This is a genomic window from Brucella daejeonensis (assembly GCF_014199265.1).
In the GTDB taxonomy this organism is placed as follows: domain Bacteria; phylum Pseudomonadota; class Alphaproteobacteria; order Rhizobiales; family Rhizobiaceae; genus Brucella; species Brucella daejeonensis.
In genome coordinates this window covers 23,385-41,878 of record NZ_JACIJG010000013.1, presented here as the reverse complement: position 1 = coordinate 41,878, position 18,494 = coordinate 23,385, and the positions used below count along the sequence as shown (strand labels likewise).

The following is an 18,494-nucleotide window of genomic DNA, read 5'->3' as shown; positions in this document are numbered from 1 at the left end:
TGCAATCGAAAGGCCTTGTGGCAATGACCAGCCATTCTTCTGAAAATGCCTCCTTTATGCTGGACGAAGACACCCTGCATGAAGAGTGCGGTGTATTTGGCATTCTTGGCCATGAAGACGCAGCTGCGCTGACAGCGCTTGGCCTGCACGCCCTCCAGCATCGCGGGCAGGAAGCCGCCGGTATCGTTTCCTATCACAACCGCCGTTTCCATTCCGAGCGCCATATGGGCCTCGTCGGCGACCACTTCACCGATGCCGCCACGCTGAACCGCCTGCCGGGCGACCGGGCCATCGGCCATGTGCGCTATTCCACGACAGGCGAAACGATCCTGCGCAATGTGCAGCCGCTTTTCGCGGAACTGGAAGTCGGTGGCATCGCCATTGCCCATAACGGCAACTTCACCAACGGCATTACGCTGCGCAAGCAGCTCATCGCGTCCGGCGCGATCTTCCAGGCTACTTCCGATACGGAAGTGGTCCTGCACATGATCGCCCGTTCGCGGCATTCATCCTCCACCGACCGTTTCGTCGAGGCCATCCGCCAGGTCGAGGGCGGCTACGCCATGCTGGCGCTGACGCGCACCAAGCTGATCGCCGCGCGCGACGCCATCGGCATTCGCCCGCTCGTCATGGGCGAACTGGACGGCAAGCCGATCTTCTGTTCGGAAACCTGCGCGCTCGACATTATCGGCGCAAAATATATCCGCGACGTCGAAAACGGCGAAGTGGTGATCTGTGAGATCCAGAAGGACGGCTCCATCACCACCGAATCGATCAAGCCGGAAAATCCGCGGCCGGAACGCCTCTGCCTGTTCGAGTATGTCTATTTCGCCCGCCCGGATTCGGTTGTGGGCGGGCGTAGCGTCTATGTGGCGCGCAAGAACATGGGCATGAATCTCGCCGCCGAAGCGGGCGTCGAGGCCGATGTGGTCGTGCCAGTCCCCGATGGCGGCACACCTGCCGCCCTTGGTTTCGCGCAGGCGAGCGGCATTCCGTTCGAATATGGCATTATCCGCAATCATTATGTGGGCCGCACCTTCATCGAACCGACGCAGCAGATTCGCGCGCTCGGCGTGAAGCTCAAACATTCGGCCAACCGCGCCATGATCGAAGGCAAACGCGTCGTTCTGGTGGACGATTCCATCGTGCGCGGCACCACCTCGGTCAAGATCGTTCAGATGATCCGCGATGCGGGTGCGAAAGAAGTGCATGTCCGCGTGGCAAGCCCGATGATCTACCACCCGGACTTCTACGGCATCGACACCCCCCATGCCGACAAGCTCCTGGCAAACCAGCATGAAAATCTGGAATCCATGTGCCGTTATATCGGCGCGGATTCGCTGGCCTTCCTTTCCCTTGACGGGCTTTACAAGGCCGTTGGCGGAAAGCCACGCGATCCGAAGGCGCCCGCCTTCACCGATCACTACTTCACCGGCGAATATCCAACCCGTCTGATCGATCAGGAAGGCGAGAGCAACGTGCATACGCTATCGTTGCTTGCCAGCAACGGTTGATCGACCGATCTTTCACGCAGGCGGCTTTCGGGCCGCCTGTTTCATGTTATTGCACGCAGAATTATGGGGACTAGATGAGTATCGACCTTACGGGCCGCATCGCGCTGGTAACGGGCGCATCGCGCGGCATCGGCTATTTTCTTTCGCTTGAACTGGCAAAACGCGGTGCGCATGTGATCGCGGTTGCGCGCACGGTCGGCGGTCTGGAAGAACTGGACGACAACATCCGCGAGCTCGGCGGCAGCGCGACCCTGGTTCCGCTCGATATTACCGATATGGAAGCAGTCGACCGTCTGGGCGGCTCCATCCATGAGCGCTGGGGCAAGCTGGATATCATGGTCGCCAATGCGGGCATTCTGGGTACCATTTCGCCCATCGGCCATGTCGAGGCGAAGACCTTCGAGAAGGTCATGAACGTCAATGTCACCAGTGTGTGGCGTCTCATTCGCTCAACCGATCCGCTGCTGCGTGCTTCGGATGCCGGTCGCGCCATCCTGCTTTCATCGGGCGTTGCCCATACATGCCGGGCCTTCTGGGGACCCTATGCGGCATCGAAGGCGGCGGTCGAGGTCATGGGGCGCAGTTGGGCCGAAGAAACCAGACAGATGAAGCTGAAGATCAATTCGGTCAATCCAGGTGCAACCCGCACCGCCATGCGCGCGCAGGCCATGCCCGGCGAAGACCCGGAAACCCTGCCCACACCGCAATCGGTGGCCGAGAAGATCGTCAAGCTCGCCGACCCTGAACTGGACGTTACCGGCAAACTGTTCGACGTTCGCCAGAACCGTTTCCTCGACTATCATATGCCGGATTGAAAAAACGGCCCGGAATAGTTATAATTTGGGTGGCGACTGAAGCGCTAACTCCAGCCGCCATGTGCTTAGCTAAAGATTGACACCCGCACATATGCTTGCCAGCCTGTGCGGGTTTTCTTTATTCTAGAGCGCATCCCGAAAAGTGTGAAACGGTTTTCGGATAAGATGCGTGTAAAAACAAATGATTAGAGCGCCGATCTGATCCAATCAGATCGAAACGCGCTCTAAGCGTGAACCGGATGGGAATGAACCACTTAGTTCTCCTCCGAAGAGAGGGCAAAGCCCCCGGTCTGGTCGCCGCATTTCCGAACGCAAAATCGCTTCGCACTTTTGCTGGAAATGCTCTGGGTCGGGGCGGCTCATCCTCCCCGACACGCCCGCTGGCTTGGCGCCTTCTGCTTTCACTCCCCCAAAAACTGATAAACCGGCTGCGACAGCCGGGCAATTTCTTTTCAACCAGAGGATAAAATGGCCGACGATCATCAACGTTTCATCGTCATCAGCGGCGGGCCCGGATCGGGCAAAAGCACGCTGATCGACGCACTTGAGCAGCAAGGCTATGCGCGTACGGTAGAGGCCGGACGCGCGATTATTCAGGATCAGGCGGCTATTGGCGGAAAGGCCCTGCCTTGGGATAGCCGCGCGCTGTTTGCGGAACTGATGCTGTCATGGGAGATGCGCTCGCACAAAATGGCGCGGGCACTGTCGGGAACAGTCTTTTTCGACCGGGGCGTGCCCGATATCATTGGCTATCTTACCCTGTGTCGTTTGCCGATGCCTGCTCATATGGAAGAGGCAGCCCGTCTGTTTCGATATGGCGAAACGGTTTTCCTCGCCCCGCCATGGCGGGAAATTTTCGGTCAGGATGCCGAACGCAAACAGGATTTCGATGAAGCCGTAAGCACGTTCGAGGCGATGGAAGCGACGTATCGCAGGCTCGGATATGAAATTGCGCTCCTGCCGAAAGCTTCGGTTCGGGAGCGCATTGATTTCATTCGCGGAAAGCTGCCGTCAGTCCTGCGCTGATGGCGTTTGCTCCGCCGCCTCGCGATCCGCGGCTTCGTGGCGGTTCCACGCGGCAAGGCTGAACGGCAGGAAAGCCAGATAGGCAAGCGCCGTGAGGCTCAATGTCTGCCAGGTAAAGCTCATCAGGAAAGCAACATAGATCACCACGCAGAGGATAAGCGGCATCACGAAATCGCGCCGCACGAGGCTTCCGCCGGATTTACCGTTATAGACCGGCAGGCGGCTTACCAGCAGGAAGGCGATGGCAACTGTATAGACCGCCACGCCGAAAGCGAGCGCCCGTGTCGGCGTGAGGCCAAGAAACCCCAGATAGACCGGCAGCAGCACCAGCATAGCGCCTGCGGGCGCGGGCACGCCGATGAAATAGTTGCTTTGCCATGCGGGCCGGTTGGGGTCTTCCAGCATGACATTGAAGCGGGCAAGACGCAGGCAGCAGGCAATCGCATAAAGCAATGCTGCGATCCAGCCGAAGGATCGCGCCTGATCCAGCATGAACGCATAAAGCACAAGGGCAGGCGCCACGCCGAAATTCACGATGTCGGCGAGAGAATCCATCTGCGCGCCGAATTTCGACGATCCCTTGATCATGCGGGCGATACGCCCATCGATACCGTCGAGGAAAGCGGCGAGCAGCACCATCGACACGGCAAGTTCGAAACGGTTTTCGAATGCCAGGCGAATGCCGGTCAGTCCGGCGCAGATCGCGAGAACCGTGATGACATTGGGAACGACGATACGCAGCGGTATCTGCGAAAGCTTCGGGCCGCGTGAAGCATCCACGCGGCCGTTGGGCTCGAAAGGCGGAAAAGGCGTTTCCATCGGCCCGGCCTAGCTGATCCGCACCACAGGCTCGCCGCGCTCGCTGCCGTAATCGGCCAGCACGGTTTCACCGGCAATAGCGGTCTGGCCAACCGCAACGCGCACTTTCGCCTCGTCGGGGAGATAGACATCGACCCGCGAGCCGAAGCGGATAAGGCCGAACCGTTCGCCCACCGACAGGTCATCGTCCTCGTTCGACCAGCAAACGATGCGGCGCGCCACCAGACCGGCAATCTGAACGGTGCCGATCTTCCCGTGCGGGCTTTCGATCAGGACGCTGTTGCGCTCGTTTTCGGTGCTGGCCTTGTCCAGTTCGGCATTGAGGAACTTGCCGGGGCGATGCACGACCTTCTCGATCTTGCCGCGAACAGGAGAGCGGTTGATGTGCACGGAAAACACATTCATGAACACCGATACCCGCATACGCGGCTCGGAGCCGAGGTCCAGTTCGGCGGGCGGTACAGCCGGACCGACGAAAGAGACCTTGCCGTCCGCCGGGCTGATGACCAGATCGTTATCCATCGGCGTCACGCGCTCGGGATCGCGGTAGAAATAGATGCACCAGACGGTGAGCACCAGACCGATCCAGAACAACGGGTCCCAGAGCCAGCCCAGAATAAGCGAAACCACAAAGAAGCCCGCTATGAACGGATAGCCTTCCCGATGGATCGGTACGAATGTGTTACGGATAGTGTCAGTCAGGCTCATCGCTCTTTCCTTGAGTTTGGCCGTTATTTACCTCATCCTATCCGGAATCGAAATCTATTTCGCAAATTATTCACGGCTGTCAGGGTATGTGATCATGCCCTGATATACAAAACCGTCAATGCACCCACTACTCCGCCGCCGGCGCTCCCCGTACGACCACGCCCATATTGTCGTTTTCGCGCACCTGACGCAGGCGTTCCTCCGCCGCATCCGCCTCGCGCTGGCGATCCCACATCGACGCGTAAAGCCCCTTGTGTTTGAGAAGCACCCGGTGGGTGCCGCGTTCCGCGATAAGACCATCCTTGAGCACGATGATTTCATCCGCGCCGATGACCGTCGAAAGACGGTGCGCGATGACCAGCGTCGTGCGGCCACGGCTGACGACGTCGAGCGCCGACTGGATTTCCTGCTCGGTGGCCGTATCGAGCGCCGAAGTCGCCTCATCGAGAATCAGGATCGGCGGCGCCTTGAGAATGGTGCGCGCGATGGCCACGCGCTGTTTCTCACCACCGGAAAGCTTCAGGCCGCGTTCCCCAACCATCGACTGGTAGCCTTCCGGCAATTGCTGGATGAAGCCCGCGATCTGCGCCAGTTCCGCAGCCTTCTGCACCTCTTCATCGCTCGCATCGGTGCGGCCGTAGCGAATATTGTAGGCAATGGAGTCGTTGAACAGCACCGTATCCTGAGGAACCATGCCGATGACCTTGCGCAGGCTCTCCTGCGTGACATCGCGCACATCCTGACCGTCAATCGTCACGGAACCGGATTGAATATCGTAAAAACGGAACAGGAGACGCGAGATGGTGGACTTGCCCGCACCCGACGGGCCGACAATCGCCACCGTTTTGCCCGCCGGTACTTCAAAGCTGATCCCCTTGAGGATCGGGCGGTTTGAATCATAGGCGAAATGCACATCCTCGAAACGAATTGCCCCCTTGTCGACGTCGAGCGCCGGAGCGTTCGGCCTGTCGCTTACTTCCTGCTTCACATCCAGAAGATCGAACATCTGCTCGATATCGGTCAGTCCCTGACGGATTTCACGATAGATGAAGCCGATGAAGTTGAGGGGAATTGAAAGCTGCATCAGCATGGCGTTGATGAAAACGAAATCGCCTATGGATTGCGTGCCGGCCTGCACTTCCAGTGCGGACATGACCATCACGACCGCCATGCCGGCGCCGAAAATAACAGCCTGGCCGAAGTTCAGCCAGCCGAGCGAGGTCCAGGTCTGCGTCGCCGCCTTCTCATAGCGCGCCATGGAGGCATCGAAGCGCTTCGCTTCCATCGCTTCATTGCCAAAATATTTGACTGTCTCGAAATTCAAAAGCGAGTCGATGGCCTTCGTGTTGGCGTCGGTATCGGAATCGTTCATCTCGCGGCGAATGCTGATGCGCCAGTCGCTGGCCTTGATCGTGAACCACGTGTAGAGCCACACCGTCGCGGCCACCACCGCCAGATAGGAAAATCCATAGACGGCGGCAAAGATCACCGCAGTGAGTGCGAATTCCAGAATGGTCGGCAGGGTGTTCAGGATCGTGAAACGAACAATGGTCTCGATGCCCTTTGTGCCGCGCTCGATAACACGCGAAAGCCCACCCGTGCGCCGCTCCAGGTGAAAGCGCAACGAGAGCTGATGCATATGCACGAACGTCCGGTAGGCAAGCTGGCGGACGGCATATTGGCCGACGCTGGCAAAGAGCGCGTCGCGAAGCTGATTAAGACCGGCCTGCACGATCTTGGCGGCATTATAGGCCAGCACCAGCATGACCGCGCCGACCAGAAAGAGCGGGATGTAGTCCGGCGCATCAAGCTGGCCGTTGAGCGCATTCGTCACCCATTTGAAGAAATAGGGGACAAGAATGAGAACGATCTTGGAAATCACCAGATAGAAGGTAGCCCAGACCACGCGCATCCGCAGATCGGGTCTGTCGGACGGCCACATATAGGGCCACAGATTTTGCAGCGTCTTGAGCGTTTCGCCAGAGTCGGCGGAAACCGTTTTGGGGGAGCTCATGATAATATCTTTCAAATCACGTAGAACTGACGCAGCAGTCACCGGCAAAAGCGGCAAGATGCGTCCGAATAACGGCCAGTTGCGGCCAGTTGATACTGTAGCGCGACGTCTGGCGCTCGGGCCGGTAGTCGACCAGCCCAGACTGCACGAGAACCTTCAGATGCTGTGAGACGGTGGACTGGGCAAGATCCAGCTTGCCGACGATATCCTTGCAGCAACACGCATCCTCGAGAACAAGCTGACGGAGAATGGTTATACGAACGGGATGACCCAGCGCCGCATAGATGCGCGCCGCGTCTTCATCTCCCTCGCCCAATTCCCGCAGATCGGGCTTTATTGCGGATTGCTTTCCGGTGGAAACTTTCATCGTATATCGACGATATACGATTATTCTCAACATTTCAAGATTTTGCGGCATTCTTTCCAAAGACGCAGCAAAACATGAAAACAATCTGCCGTCGATTCAGGCTCTCAAGTCAGCGTTTTTCCATCTGCCGCTTGACCTCGTCATCTCCCAGCGGTTCCTTCGGCATGTTGAACACCTGCCCCGGCCAGATGAGGTCCGGGTTGCGAATCTGGTCGCGGTTGGCGAGATAGATCGTCGTATAGCGCGTGCCCCTGCCATAGGTCCGCTTGGAGATGGTCCAGAGATTGTCTCCGCGGCGTATGATGACCGATCCCTCGACTTTCTGAAGCGGCGTTGCCGATGAAGCATCTTCCCCGGCCCCGGTATCCGCCGGAGCCGCTGTCTGGCCGTCCGTATCGGAAGCCACGGCAGAAATATTCTCACCCGCCTCGCGGCGGAACGGAACGCGGGCGGTCGCCAGAACCCGGTCGTCATTATCGAGCAGGTCGGCGCGAATGATATAGTCGCCAACCTTCAGCGGCTGCTTGCTCTGCACGAGGAAGCGGCTGTCCGGCGAAACGGGGCTTGCGCCGAGCAATATATCGTTGGCGTGTACGATCACGCGATTGCCGCCCTTCGCCTGACCCGCAACGAACACGGACTGGCCTTCAATCTCGACCGCCTCGATGGATATGGGCAGATCCTGCGCCGGTTTGGCTTGCGGCCTGTCGGCCTTGGCGGCAGCCCCGGGTGCGGCCCCTGGTGCGGCATCGGGCGCGGCTTGGCCATTTTGCTGAGGCTGGGGCGCCGTTTCCGGCTTGGTGATGAGGCGGCTCGCCTCGCCCGGCTCTTCGACCAGCGCCAGAACCTGCCCCGATTTTGCCTCCGGCACGGATACGATCGCCGTCTGGGCCGAGGTGGCGACATCGTTGTCCGCACCGGTGGAGCGCAGGACGAGTTGATGGTCGCCGGGTTTCAAAGGCTGGTCGAGCACGACCGCGAAATCGCCGTTGGCTCCGGCTCTGGCCTTGCCGACAACCGTCGCGCCCGCCACGACCTCGATATCCGCATTGGGTAGCGCTTTGCCCGCTATCACGACAGAACCATCCGGCTCGACCCGCAGGATGTCGAAAACCGGCGTCTTGTTCTGCGCCTCGGCTGGAACGGCCTCAGCCTGTCCGGCCGGTTCCACAGGCGCAGCTTCCTGCGGCTTCGCCTCGTTTAGGACGGCATTCCCGGCAGGCTTGGCCGCTTCGGGCGTGCCGGCAGTTTCGACTGGCAACGATGCCGACGGCGCATCACTCGTTACCGGCGCGGCAACATCCGACTGCGGCAGATCGATCCGGAATCGTGCTGCATTCCAGTAGAGGCCCAGCCCGACAGCAATTGCGACGAGCCCGATGCCGAGCAATCCATACCTGTTCTTTTGCATTTCGTTTCGAAATCCACGCCAGAGACTATAATAACGGGTTTATAGCTTTTGGCTTCCCCCCACAAGAAATCTGCACCGAAACAGCAAAAGGTACGAGGCATTTTATCGACAGGATTACTGTTCTACACAGTTTGTCGGCTTAGACTGGTCCGGATCGTCCATGAGGTTATAGAGATCGGCCGTATCGCCCTTCGTCCACCAGATATAGACGCCGCCCGCATATTTCGCCCCCGACCCGGAAATGACGTTGGAGGCAACGACCGTTTCGTCCTCGAATTCCAGTTCAGCAAGCGAAATTTCACCCGCATTGTAATAGGGTCAGGACCTGTTAATTTGGTGGAAATGGTGTGAGGCCATCCGTCTGGATACGAGGAGAAAAGGCGAAGGAAATGTGGTTCATTTTCGAGACTTTTCAACGCTGTAGCCGGGCGGATGGACCACATCCTTCGGACACCGAAATGACTGGTGATCTGCTGCGTCAAGCCGCTCAACCGGGGGAACCACCCCGTTTTTCGCGTCTTTCCTTGCAGTTCTTGTCATTTCAGGTGCCATTTCCATCAAATTATCAGGTCCTGACCCTCGGTTACCGAGACATTTTTCTCGCCGCATTTATAGAGGACGGAATTGGTGGTCACTTCGGTATCGTCCGGCAACCCGATGTTGATCTCGCCCGCCGACGCCGTCGAAGCGACCAGTGCCAGAACCGGAAAAACAATCCATTTCTTCATGCCAATCCACTTTCTCAATTGGAGTACACAGGCGTTGAGATATAATAATCGCCCCGGATGTCCAGACAGGCAGCGCAGGGTTACGAACGCTTGACGCTGAACGGCCAAAAGCGCACAAGAAACTCCATGTCCGAGATTCGATCCATTTGTGTTTATTGCGGCTCTTCCACGGGCCTGAACCCCATCTATCGCGAAGCTGGTCTGACGCTTGGCCGTTCGCTTGCCGAACACGGCATCCGCCTCGTCTATGGCGGCGGCACGCGCGGCATCATGGGCGCGGTCTCGCAAGGCGTGATGGAAGCTGGCGGCGAAGTCACCGGCATCATCCCGACCTTTCTGCTCGACAAGGAAGCCAGTCTTGAAAAGGCGCAGACGCTGACCGAACTGATCGTCGTCGGCGACATGCACGAGCGCAAGCATCTGATGTTCCAGAAGTCGGACGCCTTCGTCACGCTTCCCGGCGGCATCGGCACGGTCGAGGAAATCGTGGAAATGATGACCTGGGGTCAGCTCGGCAAGCACCGCAAGCCGATGGTCTTCGCCAATATCAATAATTTCTGGCAGCCAATGCTTTCCCTGCTCGACCACATGCGCGCGGAAGGTTTCCTTCATACCGCCCATCAGGTCCAGCCGCTGGTGATCGACAAGGCGGAAGATATCGTTCCCGCCATTCTCGCCGCCAATGGCAGGCCCCGCGAGGGCGATCAGAAGATCATCGAGAAGATGTGAGTTTAGGGGAGTAAGGGAATAGGGGAGCAAGGCAGTATGTTTGCTTCGCGCAAACCCGCGCTCTTCCTCAAAACATATTCCCCTATTCCCTTATCTCTTCACCAATGTCGCCACCGCTTCCACATGCGGTGACCACAGAAACTGGTCGATGGGCGTGACGTGGGTGATGCGATAACCGCCCTTCACCAGAATAGCGAGATCGCGGGCCAGCGTCACCGGGTTGCACGAAACCGCGACCACCCTCTCCACCTTCGATTTGGCAAGTTCCAGCGCCTGTTCTTCAGCGCCAGCACGCGGTGGATCGAAAACCACGGCGTTATAAGGCAGAAGCTCCTTCGGCATCAGCGGACGGCGGAACAGATCGCGGCGCTCCACCGAGACGGGTTTCAGTCCCTGAACATGGCGTACACCACGGTCGAGCGCAGCCAGAGCCGCCGCGTCGTTTTCAACCGCGTGGACCGCGCTTTTCTCGGCCAGTCTGAGCGCGAATGTGCCGACACCGCAGAAAAGGTCGGCGACACGCTTGGCCTTGCCGACATGGGCGAGCACCAGCGAAGCCATGGCTTCTTCCGCTTCCGCAGTTGCCTGCAGGAAACAGCCGGGCGGCACCGGCACGGGCACCTTGCCGAAATGAACGACCGGCTTTTTCGGCTCGACGATGATTTCGCCCTCATGCGACAGGCGCGCAAAACCTTTTCGGATCACGAGCGCAGTCAGCGCGCGGCGCTGGTCGTCGTCCAGCCTGCCGCAATCGCTCGCCGCAAGGTCGAGACCCGATGCGGTCAGCGTCGCCGCCAGCCGAAACGGCCTGGAGCCGGGCGCAAGCAGGTTTCCCACCTCACGCAGATCATCGAGACGTGCGGTGATTTCCGGCACCGTTACCGGACATTCGGCGATGTCGATGATTTCGTGGCTCAGATGACGATTGAAGCCGAGCAATACGCCGCGCTCGGTCTTGCGAAGGGCGAAAACCGCACGCCGCCGCGAATGCGGCGCACAGGCAACGAGCGGATCAAGCTCGACCTCAAGCCCCCTGCCCCGGAGCGCGGAGGCTACAAGCTCGCGCTTCCAGAGCCTGTAAGGCTCGTCCTGCCAATGCTGCAACGCGCAGCCGCCGCAGGATTCGAAATGCTGGCAGGCCGGCGCCTGACGCTCCGGCGAGGGCTGAAGCAGCGCCATGAGCGTCGCCCGGTTCCTGTCGCGCGCCACATTGGCCACCTCGCCCGGCAGCGTGAAAGGCACATAGACCTGACCGTCGGGAAGATTGGCAACGCCATCGCCACCCGCACCCATAGAGCGGATTGTAATCTGGCCCATCATTGTCATCGATCTTTCTTTCCCGCCAGGAGATATTCACGGTTGCCGTCACCGCCTTCGATGGGCGACGGACAGAGGCCGAGCGCACGCCATCCGGCCTGCGTTTCCAGCCATGATTTCAGTTCTTCCGCAATGCGTTCGCCGTCCGCCGAATTGCGCAGGATACCGCCCTTGCCGATAGCCTCGCGACCGGCTTCGAATTGCGGCTTCACGAGAAGCGCGCAGATAGCACCTTTTTGCGCAAAGGCCAATGCCGGGGGCAAGGCCAGTTTCAGCGAAATGAAACTCACATCCGACACCACGCAGCCAATGTCGCGCCCGCCGAGTTGGGATGCTTCCAAAGCGCGAGCGTTCACCCCTTCCATGCTGGTGACGCGGGCATCGCCGCGCAGGCTCTCATGAAGCTGATCGTGGCCCACATCGACGGCAAGCACATGCTCCGCGCCGCGCTCCAGCAGAACCTGCGTAAAGCCGCCCGTCGATGCGCCGATATCGAGCGCGATCAGGCCCTTCACGTCGAGGCTGAAACGATCGAGCGCGGCGACCAGCTTCAGCGCTGCGCGTGACACGTAATTGCTCGCAGGGTCGTCCACCGCGATCCGTGCGCTACGTGCAACCGTCTGGCCGGGCTTGGTGACGGGGTTGCCCTCCACCTTGACCGTTCCGCGCTGGATCGCGTCGCGGGCTCGCGAACGCGTTGTAAAAAGCCCAAGCTCGACCAGCAACTGATCGAGGCGCGGACGGCTGTCGACAGGCTGGTCGTTCATCTGTCAGGCGCGAAATGGCGTCACGATTTCCTCGCGGCCCAAAGCCGCGAAGACCGTATGCACGATGCCCGCACGGTCCAGACCGGCGCTGGCATACATGGCGTCCGGCTTGCCGTGGTCCTGATAGATGTCGGGCAAGGTCAGCGCACGCACCTTGAGGCCGCGATCCAGAAGACCGTCCCTGGCAAGGAATTGCAGCACATGGCTACTGAAACCGCCAACAGCCCCTTCTTCGATCGTGACGAGCACTTCATGCTCGCGCGCGAGGCGGCGGATCAGATCGTGGTCGAGCGGCTTGGCGAAGCGCGCATCGGCAACCGTGGTCGAAAGACCGGCGGCTACCAGTTCGTCGGCGGCGGCGAGGCATTCCTGCAAACGTGTACCGAAGGACAGAAGTGCAACCTTGTTGCCTTCGCGCACGATCCGGCCCTTGCCGATTTCAAGCACCGAGCCGCGCTCCGGCAGATCGACACCGACACCGTCGCCGCGCGGATAGCGGAAGGAAATCGGGCCTTCGTCATATTCGGCGGCGGTGCGCACCATATGGCGCAGTTCCGCCTCATCGGAAGCGGCCATCACCACGAAACCCGGAAGGGCGGCAAGAAAGCCGGTATCGAACGAACCCGCATGGGTCGGGCCGTCCGCGCCGACCAGACCGGCGCGGTCGATGGGAAAGCGCACGGGCAGGTTCTGGATCGACACGTCATGCACGACCTGATCGTAACCGCGCTGGAGGAAGGTCGAGTAGATGGCGCAGAACGGTTTGTAGCCTTCGCTTGCCAGCCCCGCCGCGAAAGTAACCGCGTGCTGCTCGGCAATGCCGACATCGAAAGTGCGCTTCGGGAAGACCTCGCCGAAGAGATCGAGTCCCGTGCCGGACGGCATGGCGGCGGTGATCGCGACGATCCTGTCGTCGTGGCGCGCCTCTTCGATCAGGCTGGTGCCGAAAATCTTGGTATAGCTCGGCGCATTCGCGGGCGGCTTTGCCTGCTTGCCGGTGATGACATCGAACTTGTTGACGCCGTGATATTTATCAGCGGCGGCTTCGGCGGGCGCATAGCCCTTGCCCTTCTGCGTCACCACATGGATCAGGACCGGACCTTCCTGCGTGTCGCGCACGTTTTTCAGGATCGGCAGCAGATGGTCGAGATTATGACCGTCGATCGGGCCGACATAATAGAAGCCCAGTTCCTCGAAAAGCGTGCCGCCGGTGAAGAAGGCACGCGTAAATTCTTCCGACTTGCGCGCCTTGTCCTGCAGAAACTTCGGCAGCTTCTTCGCGATCTGCTTCGCCGCCTCGCGCACGCTGCGATAGGTGCGGCCGGAAACGAGACGCGCCAGATAGGCGCTCATCGCGCCGGTCGGCGGGGCAATGGACATATCGTTGTCGTTGAGGATGACGATGAGCCGCGCATCGAGCGCACCGGCATTGTTCATCGCCTCATAGGCCATGCCTGCCGACATGGAACCGTCGCCGATGACGGCAATGACATTGCGTTTCTCACCCGAAAGCTCCGACGCGACAGCCATACCCAGACCGGCTGAAATCGATGTCGAGGAATGGGCGGCTCCAAACGGATCATATTCGCTTTCGGCACGTTTGGTGAAGCCGGAAAGCCCGCCTTCCTGACGAAGCGTGCGAATGCGGTCACGCCGCCCGGTCAGGATTTTGTGCGGATAGGCCTGATGCCCGACATCCCAGATAATGCGATCATGCGGCGTGTTGAAGACGTGATGAAGGGCAACCGTCAGTTCGACGACGCCAAGCCCCGCGCCCAGATGCCCACCCGTCGTGGAAACCGCGTCGATCAGTTCGGCGCGCAGTTCATCCGCCAGTTGCGGCAGGTCCTGTTCCGGCAGCGCGCGAAGGGCCTGCGGCGTCGGGGCCTTATCGAGCAACGGGGTGGTGGGTCGAGGCATCAAAACAACCTGTTATTGGTTTCTCTCAACTGACGGGTATAGCAGCAGCGCGCCCGGATCAAGCCAAAGGCACGGCCCAGTTCGTTCACATCGTCAATGTATATCAAACTGGGGTATATCAACCGGGGCATATCAATCGGGGCATATCATTCGGGCAAAGGTATGAATTCTTTCTCGTCGCCCGGCACGATATCGAAACGGCCGCTGCGCCATTCCTCCTTCGCCTGTTCGATGCGCTCCTTCGAAGACGATACGAAATTCCACCAGACATAGCGTTTCGAACCCAGCGCCGCACCGCCGAACAACATGAAATGAGCGCCTTCAGGCCCCGCCTGAACGACAATATCGTCCCCCGGACGGAAAGCCAGAAGCCGGTCGGGCGGGAACACTTCGCCGCCGATCCCGACATTGCCTCTCAGCGTATAGATCGCGCGTTCCTCGGTCGTCGGCGGAATGTGAAAGCGGCCGCCGGGCAGCACTTCGATGTCAGCATAAAGCGTTTCGGCATGTTGGATGACCGGAGAGGACAGGCCGTGCATCGCACCGATGACGAGACGCCCCCTGAATTCACGATCTTCCATCAGCGGCAGGTCGGGCGCATTGGTATGATGGAAGCGCGGATCGGTTTCCTCGAATTTTTCCGGCAGGGCCAGCCATGTCTGAATGCCGGAAATCGACAAGGGGCCGTTGCGCTCCTCTTCCGGCGAACGCTCGGAATGGACGATGCCCCTGCCCGCCGTCATCAGGTTCGCATCGCCGGGCTTGATGACCATCTCGGTACCCAGGCTGTCGCGATGCCGGATATGGCCATCGAAAAGATATGTCACGGTCGAAAGACCGATATGCGGATGGGGACGCACGTCGAGCGCATCGCCATCGCGAAGGACCGCAGGCCCCATCCTGTCGAAGAAGATGAACGGCCCGACCAACCTGCGCCGGACGGTGGGCAGGGCACGGCGCACTTCCAGCCCGCCAATGTCGCTCGTGCGCGGTATGACCAGCGTCTCAATCGCATCCACTGTCGTCGTGTCGCCCAATATCGGATCGGGGCATGGGAAGAAGCTCATGAAACGCACTCCTGTCGCTGTTTGCGCCCTCAATATAGGCGATCTGCCAAATCAAACGAAGATGTTTGACACGTATCGGCCAAAACAAAACCGCACCGGCAAGCGGTGCGGTTCCTGTGTTTGCCAGTGGCGAGCCTTCAGCGGCCCTGGAGCAGCTTGGAAAGTGCGTTGGTATCGGGAACCTGACCATTGGCCGTCAGCTTGTCTACGAGGCCAGGCAGGACCTGCGAGAGCTGATTGAGCAGATCCTGCTGATCGATACCGGCATGGGCTGCAATTTCGCCGAGTGTCTTCTGGCCGAGGGCATCGCCGAGCTGACCGGGTTCGATCGAATGATTTTCGCCCTGCCCGACCCATGAATCGACCTTTTCACCAAGCCCGGCCTGCTTCAACTGGTCGAGAAGACCGCCAAGGCCACCGCCCAGAGGTCCCGGCGCGGGCGCGGCAGATGCATTGCCCGCGGCCGCGCCGCCAAGCAGACCGCCAAGGCCGCCGAGAATTCCACCGAGCAGACCGCCGCCCGCCTGCGAATGATCCGGCACCGGTTGAGCCTGGGTTTCCGCGGGCTCGTCGCTGTTTCCCTTCAGCATCTTGCCGATCAGCAGAGCGCCCAGCGCAATCATCACCGGCTTGGCAAGACTTCCGCCGGGGATTGGCGAATTGCCGGAATTGTCGTCATAGCTTCCCATCACACGATACTCCCTATTGTCCGATGCCAGCGGGCATTCGGTAAGTTAAAGTTAGGGTCAGGACTTATTAATTTGATGAAAATGGCACCTGAAATGACAAGAACTGCAAGGAAAGACGCGAAAAACGGGGTAATTCCCCCGGTTGAGCGGCTTGACGCCGCAGATCACCAATTTCCGGCCTTGGCATTTCGGTGTCCGAAGGATGTGGTCCATCCGCCCGGCTACTTTGTCGTAAAGTCTCGAAAATGAACCACATTTCCTTCGCCTTTTCTCCTCGTATCCAGGCGGATGGCCTCACACCATTTCCACCAAATTAATAAGTCCTGACCCTAAACAGACCAAATCTTTTGACAAGCATTATACCTTGCAAATTTTGAAGCATTGTGAAAATTTCCCGAATACGCGTTGCAAAAAGTGTAAATGCGCTTGGGAGATATTAGATGTCTGTTATAAGCTGGATAATACTCGGCCTGATTGCCGGCTTCATCGGCAGCAAGATCGTCAATAAAAGTGGCCAGGGCCTGTTCCTGGACATCGCCTTGGGCATTGTCGGCGCAATCGTCGGCGGTGTGATTTCGTCTCAGCTTTTTGGACGTGGCGTCACTGGCGCTTTCGACCCGATCAGCATTGTCATTGCGATTGTCGGCTCAATCATCGTGTTGTGGGCCTACCATGCAATTACCGGCAAGCGTTCCATCGGCTGATGGAATAATGGTAAATTTCGGGCTTTGTTAGAGCGCCGCCCTGATTTGAATCAGGTCGGCGTATCTTGGCCTTTCTGTTTCCGTTTGCCGAAAGACCCGCAAATCAATGAGTTTTCTGCAATCGTCTATCGCCGCCTATGGTGCGCTGGCGCTGTTCCTTATCGTCTATTTCGAATCTTTCGGCGCGCCGCTTCCCGGCGAAAGCGCGCTCATCGCAAGCTCGCTTCTGGCCCTGCAAGGGACCTTGCACATCGAAACTGTCCTGATTGCGGTTTTCGTCGGCGCGGTACTCGGCGACAGCACCGGCTACCTGATCGGGCGATTCGGAGGACGCCGCCTGCTCCTGCGCTACGGCCATCTGGTGAAGCTCACGCCGGAACGGCTTGAGCAGTTCGAGAAACATTTCGACGCGAAGGGAATCTATGTCGTTGCGACTGCCCGTTTCGTCGTGCTTCTGCGCCAGTTGAACGGTATCGTCGCGGGTTCGATGAAGATGAACCCGCTGCATTTCCTGGCCGCCAATGTGGTTGGCGCGGTGGGGTGGACGCTTGTCTGGGGCCTTGGCCCCTATATGCTGAGCGGCGTTCTCGCGCCTTATGTCGCCCAGCTCAAGGCTCTGTTCTGACAGGGTTATTCAGGATCGAGCGGCTCGGTTCCAACCGGCTGGCCATCGCGGCCGATACGGATTTTTTCGACCTTGTCCTCAGCGGATTTCAAAAGCATGTCGCAATGCTTCTTCAAGGCTTCGCCGCGTTCATAGATGCGAATGGATTCTTCCAGCGCCACATCGCCCCGTTCCAGATCGTCGACGATCTTTTCAAGCTGCTTGAGCGCATCCTCGAAGCTCATGACTGCAATGTCGGCGTTAGAAGTTTCGGTTACCATAATTTATCCTTTCAACAGCCGCGTCATATGCGCAGACGCGGACTGCGACAAGCCTTCTAGATCATATCCACCTTCAAGCACACTCACCAGTCGGTGATCGCAGAACCTTTCCGCCCGTTCCATGAGTTTGCCTGTGGCCCAGTCGAAATCCGACTCATCGAGGTTGATCTCAGCCAGCGGGTCGCGAAAATGCGCATCGAAGCCCGCCGAAATAAGGATCAAATCTGGCCGGAAATTGTCCAAGGCAGGCAATACACGACTATTGAAGGCCTCGCGAAATTCCCGGCTGCCGCTATTGGGCGACAGCGGCGCATTGAAAATGTTTCCGACGCCGGTTTCGTCCTTCGCACCGGTGCCGGGATAGAGCGGAAACTGATGCGTCGAACAGAAAAGAACCGTCGAATCGTCCTTGAAAATATCCTGCGTGCCGTTGCCGTGATGAACATCCCAGTCCACGATGGCGATACGCTCCGCGCCGTGACGACGCTGCGCGTGACGGGCGGCGATTGCAATATTGTTGAACAGACAGAAACCCATGGCCGTCGTGCGTTCGGCGTGATGGCCGGGCGGACGCGCCGCCACGAAGACATTGTTCGCCGCGCCTGAAAACACGTCATCCACCGCCGCCGTGGCCGCGCCGATGGCCGTCAGCGCGGCATCCATGCTCCTGGGGCTGACATAGGTGTCGCCATCCAGCCGGACGACAGGCTCTTTCGCTTCCTCATCCCCGACGGGTTCCGGTATATTCCCCCGCACGGCCTCCAGATGCTCTTCCGGATGGGCAAGCAGAATAGCGGCTTCGTCGGCACGCGGGGCTTCAACCCGGTCGAGCCGATAGAAATCCGGCCCTTCCAGCTCGCTCATCAAGGCCCGGATTCGATCCGGGCGCTCGGGATGGCCGGGCGGGGTCAGATGTTCGAGATAGATGGGATGCCAGTAAAGCCTTGTCGTCATATGCTCACTATAGCATCTGACTGGCGCATAAGCATGACATCCAATGCGCCAGCGTTAAAG

Annotated in this window: 19 protein-coding genes and 1 pseudogene; 6 read left to right on the top strand and 14 right to left on the bottom strand. The window is 59.2% G+C overall.

Annotated features, from left to right (window positions below; translation table 11 throughout):
• Positions 1 to 23 precede the first annotated feature (23 nt).
• From purF to FHS76_RS16055, 3 genes are all read left to right on the top strand, one after another.
• A complete protein-coding gene (gene purF, locus FHS76_RS16065) occupies positions 24 to 1,514 on the top strand; it encodes an amidophosphoribosyltransferase (RefSeq protein ID WP_183654896.1) in 1,491 nt (496 codons plus the stop codon).
• A gap of 74 nt (positions 1,515 to 1,588) precedes the next feature.
• The gene (locus FHS76_RS16060) at positions 1,589 to 2,329 is read left to right on the top strand and encodes an SDR family NAD(P)-dependent oxidoreductase (protein WP_183654893.1); all 741 of its coding nucleotides are present in this window, start codon (positions 1,589 to 1,591) and stop codon (positions 2,327 to 2,329) included.
• Between the two features lie 468 nt (positions 2,330 to 2,797).
• On the top strand, positions 2,798 to 3,355 hold the full coding sequence (locus tag FHS76_RS16055; protein ID WP_183654890.1) for an AAA family ATPase: 558 nt from the start codon (positions 2,798 to 2,800) through the stop codon (positions 3,353 to 3,355).
• Here FHS76_RS16055 and pssA read toward each other — a convergent pair.
• The 7 genes and pseudogenes from pssA to FHS76_RS16020 form a co-directional block, all read right to left on the bottom strand.
• Positions 3,341 to 4,174 carry a CDP-diacylglycerol--serine O-phosphatidyltransferase gene (pssA, locus tag FHS76_RS16050; protein ID WP_183654887.1) on the bottom strand — a complete coding sequence of 278 codons (834 nt, stop codon included), beginning with the start codon at positions 4,172 to 4,174 and terminating at the stop codon, positions 3,341 to 3,343. The two genes, FHS76_RS16055 and pssA, sit on opposite strands and share 15 nt — an antisense overlap.
• Before the next feature lie 9 nt (positions 4,175 to 4,183).
• On the bottom strand, positions 4,184 to 4,909 hold the full coding sequence (locus FHS76_RS16045; RefSeq protein ID WP_328700513.1) for a phosphatidylserine decarboxylase: 726 nt from the start codon (positions 4,907 to 4,909) through the stop codon (positions 4,184 to 4,186).
• A 100-nt stretch (positions 4,910 to 5,009) separates the two neighbouring features.
• On the bottom strand, positions 5,010 to 6,896 hold the full coding sequence (locus FHS76_RS16040) for an ABCB family ABC transporter ATP-binding protein/permease (RefSeq protein ID WP_183654880.1): 1,887 nt from the start codon (positions 6,894 to 6,896) through the stop codon (positions 5,010 to 5,012).
• Between the two features lie 16 nt (positions 6,897 to 6,912).
• Positions 6,913 to 7,263 carry an ArsR/SmtB family transcription factor gene (locus FHS76_RS16035; protein ID WP_235992714.1) on the bottom strand — a complete coding sequence of 117 codons (351 nt, stop codon included), beginning with the start codon at positions 7,261 to 7,263 and terminating at the stop codon, positions 6,913 to 6,915.
• A gap of 109 nt (positions 7,264 to 7,372) precedes the next feature.
• A complete protein-coding gene (locus FHS76_RS16030; protein WP_183654875.1) occupies positions 7,373 to 8,674 on the bottom strand; it encodes an Ig-like domain-containing protein in 1,302 nt (433 codons plus the stop codon).
• A 114-nt stretch (positions 8,675 to 8,788) separates the two neighbouring features.
• Positions 8,789 to 8,989: pseudogene (locus FHS76_RS16025) on the bottom strand (MliC family protein); the annotation flags it as partial.
• A 242-nt stretch (positions 8,990 to 9,231) separates the two neighbouring features.
• Complete coding sequence (locus FHS76_RS16020) at positions 9,232 to 9,402, bottom strand: hypothetical protein (RefSeq protein WP_183655138.1); 171 nt, start codon at positions 9,400 to 9,402, stop codon at positions 9,232 to 9,234.
• Between the two features lie 126 nt (positions 9,403 to 9,528).
• Here FHS76_RS16020 and FHS76_RS16015 point away from each other — a divergent pair, with 126 nt between their 5' ends.
• A complete protein-coding gene (locus FHS76_RS16015; protein WP_183654871.1) occupies positions 9,529 to 10,131 on the top strand; it encodes an LOG family protein in 603 nt (200 codons plus the stop codon).
• A 90-nt stretch (positions 10,132 to 10,221) separates the two neighbouring features.
• Here the strand turns inward: FHS76_RS16015 and FHS76_RS16010 are convergent, their stop codons facing one another.
• The 5 genes from FHS76_RS16010 to FHS76_RS15990 all read right to left on the bottom strand — a co-directional run bounded on the left by FHS76_RS16010 (position 10,222) and on the right by FHS76_RS15990 (position 15,891).
• On the bottom strand, positions 10,222 to 11,451 hold the full coding sequence (locus tag FHS76_RS16010) for a class I SAM-dependent RNA methyltransferase (protein ID WP_183655134.1): 1,230 nt from the start codon (positions 11,449 to 11,451) through the stop codon (positions 10,222 to 10,224).
• 2 nt (positions 11,452 to 11,453) lie between these two features.
• Entirely contained in the window at positions 11,454 to 12,215 is a 762-nt protein-coding gene (locus FHS76_RS16005; protein WP_183654869.1) for a TlyA family RNA methyltransferase, read from the bottom strand.
• A 3-nt stretch (positions 12,216 to 12,218) separates the two neighbouring features.
• On the bottom strand, positions 12,219 to 14,135 hold the full coding sequence (gene dxs, locus FHS76_RS16000; RefSeq protein WP_183654866.1) for a 1-deoxy-D-xylulose-5-phosphate synthase: 1,917 nt from the start codon (positions 14,133 to 14,135) through the stop codon (positions 12,219 to 12,221).
• 146 nt (positions 14,136 to 14,281) lie between these two features.
• Complete coding sequence (locus tag FHS76_RS15995) at positions 14,282 to 15,202, bottom strand: pirin family protein (protein WP_183654863.1); 921 nt, start codon at positions 15,200 to 15,202, stop codon at positions 14,282 to 14,284.
• Between the two features lie 137 nt (positions 15,203 to 15,339).
• Positions 15,340 to 15,891 carry a YidB family protein gene (locus tag FHS76_RS15990; protein WP_183654860.1) on the bottom strand — a complete coding sequence of 184 codons (552 nt, stop codon included), beginning with the start codon at positions 15,889 to 15,891 and terminating at the stop codon, positions 15,340 to 15,342.
• Positions 15,892 to 16,331: 440 nt separating this feature from the next.
• On the opposite strand from FHS76_RS15990, the gene FHS76_RS15985 reads away from it, so the two are divergent.
• Positions 16,332 to 16,595 (top strand): GlsB/YeaQ/YmgE family stress response membrane protein, encoded by a 264-nt coding sequence (locus tag FHS76_RS15985; protein ID WP_183654857.1) that lies wholly within the window; start codon positions 16,332 to 16,334, stop codon positions 16,593 to 16,595.
• 106 nt (positions 16,596 to 16,701) lie between these two features.
• A complete protein-coding gene (locus FHS76_RS15980; protein ID WP_183654854.1) occupies positions 16,702 to 17,220 on the top strand; it encodes a DedA family protein in 519 nt (172 codons plus the stop codon).
• Positions 17,221 to 17,225: 5 nt separating this feature from the next.
• On the opposite strand, the gene FHS76_RS15975 is transcribed toward FHS76_RS15980, so the two are convergent.
• Together FHS76_RS15975 and FHS76_RS15970 are read right to left on the bottom strand one after the other, a co-directional pair.
• A complete protein-coding gene (locus tag FHS76_RS15975) occupies positions 17,226 to 17,480 on the bottom strand; it encodes an exodeoxyribonuclease VII small subunit (protein ID WP_183654851.1) in 255 nt (84 codons plus the stop codon).
• Between the two features lie 3 nt (positions 17,481 to 17,483).
• Complete coding sequence (locus FHS76_RS15970; RefSeq protein ID WP_183654849.1) at positions 17,484 to 18,434, bottom strand: histone deacetylase family protein; 951 nt, start codon at positions 18,432 to 18,434, stop codon at positions 17,484 to 17,486.
• Positions 18,435 to 18,494 lie beyond the last annotated feature (60 nt).

Excerpts from the sequence above, each read along its gene's own strand:
- FHS76_RS15995 (WP_183654863.1), bottom strand. The coding sequence starts at position 15,202 with ATGAGCTTCTTCCCATGCCCCGATCCGATATTGGGCGACACGACGACA.
- FHS76_RS15980 (WP_183654854.1), top strand. The coding sequence starts at position 16,702 with ATGAGTTTTCTGCAATCGTCTATCGCCGCCTATGGTGCGCTGGCGCTG.
- FHS76_RS15970 (WP_183654849.1), bottom strand. The coding sequence starts at position 18,434 with ATGACGACAAGGCTTTACTGGCATCCCATCTATCTCGAACATCTGACC.
- FHS76_RS16030 (WP_183654875.1), bottom strand. The coding sequence starts at position 8,674 with ATGCAAAAGAACAGGTATGGATTGCTCGGCATCGGGCTCGTCGCAATT.
- FHS76_RS15985 (WP_183654857.1), top strand. The coding sequence starts at position 16,332 with ATGTCTGTTATAAGCTGGATAATACTCGGCCTGATTGCCGGCTTCATC.
- FHS76_RS16005 (WP_183654869.1), bottom strand. The coding sequence starts at position 12,215 with ATGAACGACCAGCCTGTCGACAGCCGTCCGCGCCTCGATCAGTTGCTG.
- pssA (WP_183654887.1), bottom strand. The coding sequence starts at position 4,174 with ATGGAAACGCCTTTTCCGCCTTTCGAGCCCAACGGCCGCGTGGATGCT.
- FHS76_RS16015 (WP_183654871.1), top strand. The coding sequence starts at position 9,529 with ATGTCCGAGATTCGATCCATTTGTGTTTATTGCGGCTCTTCCACGGGC.
- purF (WP_183654896.1), top strand. The coding sequence starts at position 24 with ATGACCAGCCATTCTTCTGAAAATGCCTCCTTTATGCTGGACGAAGAC.
- dxs (WP_183654866.1), bottom strand. The coding sequence starts at position 14,135 with ATGCCTCGACCCACCACCCCGTTGCTCGATAAGGCCCCGACGCCGCAG.
- FHS76_RS16010 (WP_183655134.1), bottom strand. The coding sequence starts at position 11,451 with ATGATGGGCCAGATTACAATCCGCTCTATGGGTGCGGGTGGCGATGGC.
- FHS76_RS16060 (WP_183654893.1), top strand. The coding sequence starts at position 1,589 with ATGAGTATCGACCTTACGGGCCGCATCGCGCTGGTAACGGGCGCATCG.
- FHS76_RS16040 (WP_183654880.1), bottom strand. The coding sequence starts at position 6,896 with ATGAGCTCCCCCAAAACGGTTTCCGCCGACTCTGGCGAAACGCTCAAG.
- FHS76_RS16020 (WP_183655138.1), bottom strand. The coding sequence starts at position 9,402 with ATGAAGAAATGGATTGTTTTTCCGGTTCTGGCACTGGTCGCTTCGACG.
- FHS76_RS15990 (WP_183654860.1), bottom strand. The coding sequence starts at position 15,891 with ATGGGAAGCTATGACGACAATTCCGGCAATTCGCCAATCCCCGGCGGA.
- FHS76_RS16055 (WP_183654890.1), top strand. The coding sequence starts at position 2,798 with ATGGCCGACGATCATCAACGTTTCATCGTCATCAGCGGCGGGCCCGGA.
- FHS76_RS16035 (WP_235992714.1), bottom strand. The coding sequence starts at position 7,263 with ATGAAAGTTTCCACCGGAAAGCAATCCGCAATAAAGCCCGATCTGCGG.
- FHS76_RS15975 (WP_183654851.1), bottom strand. The coding sequence starts at position 17,480 with ATGGTAACCGAAACTTCTAACGCCGACATTGCAGTCATGAGCTTCGAG.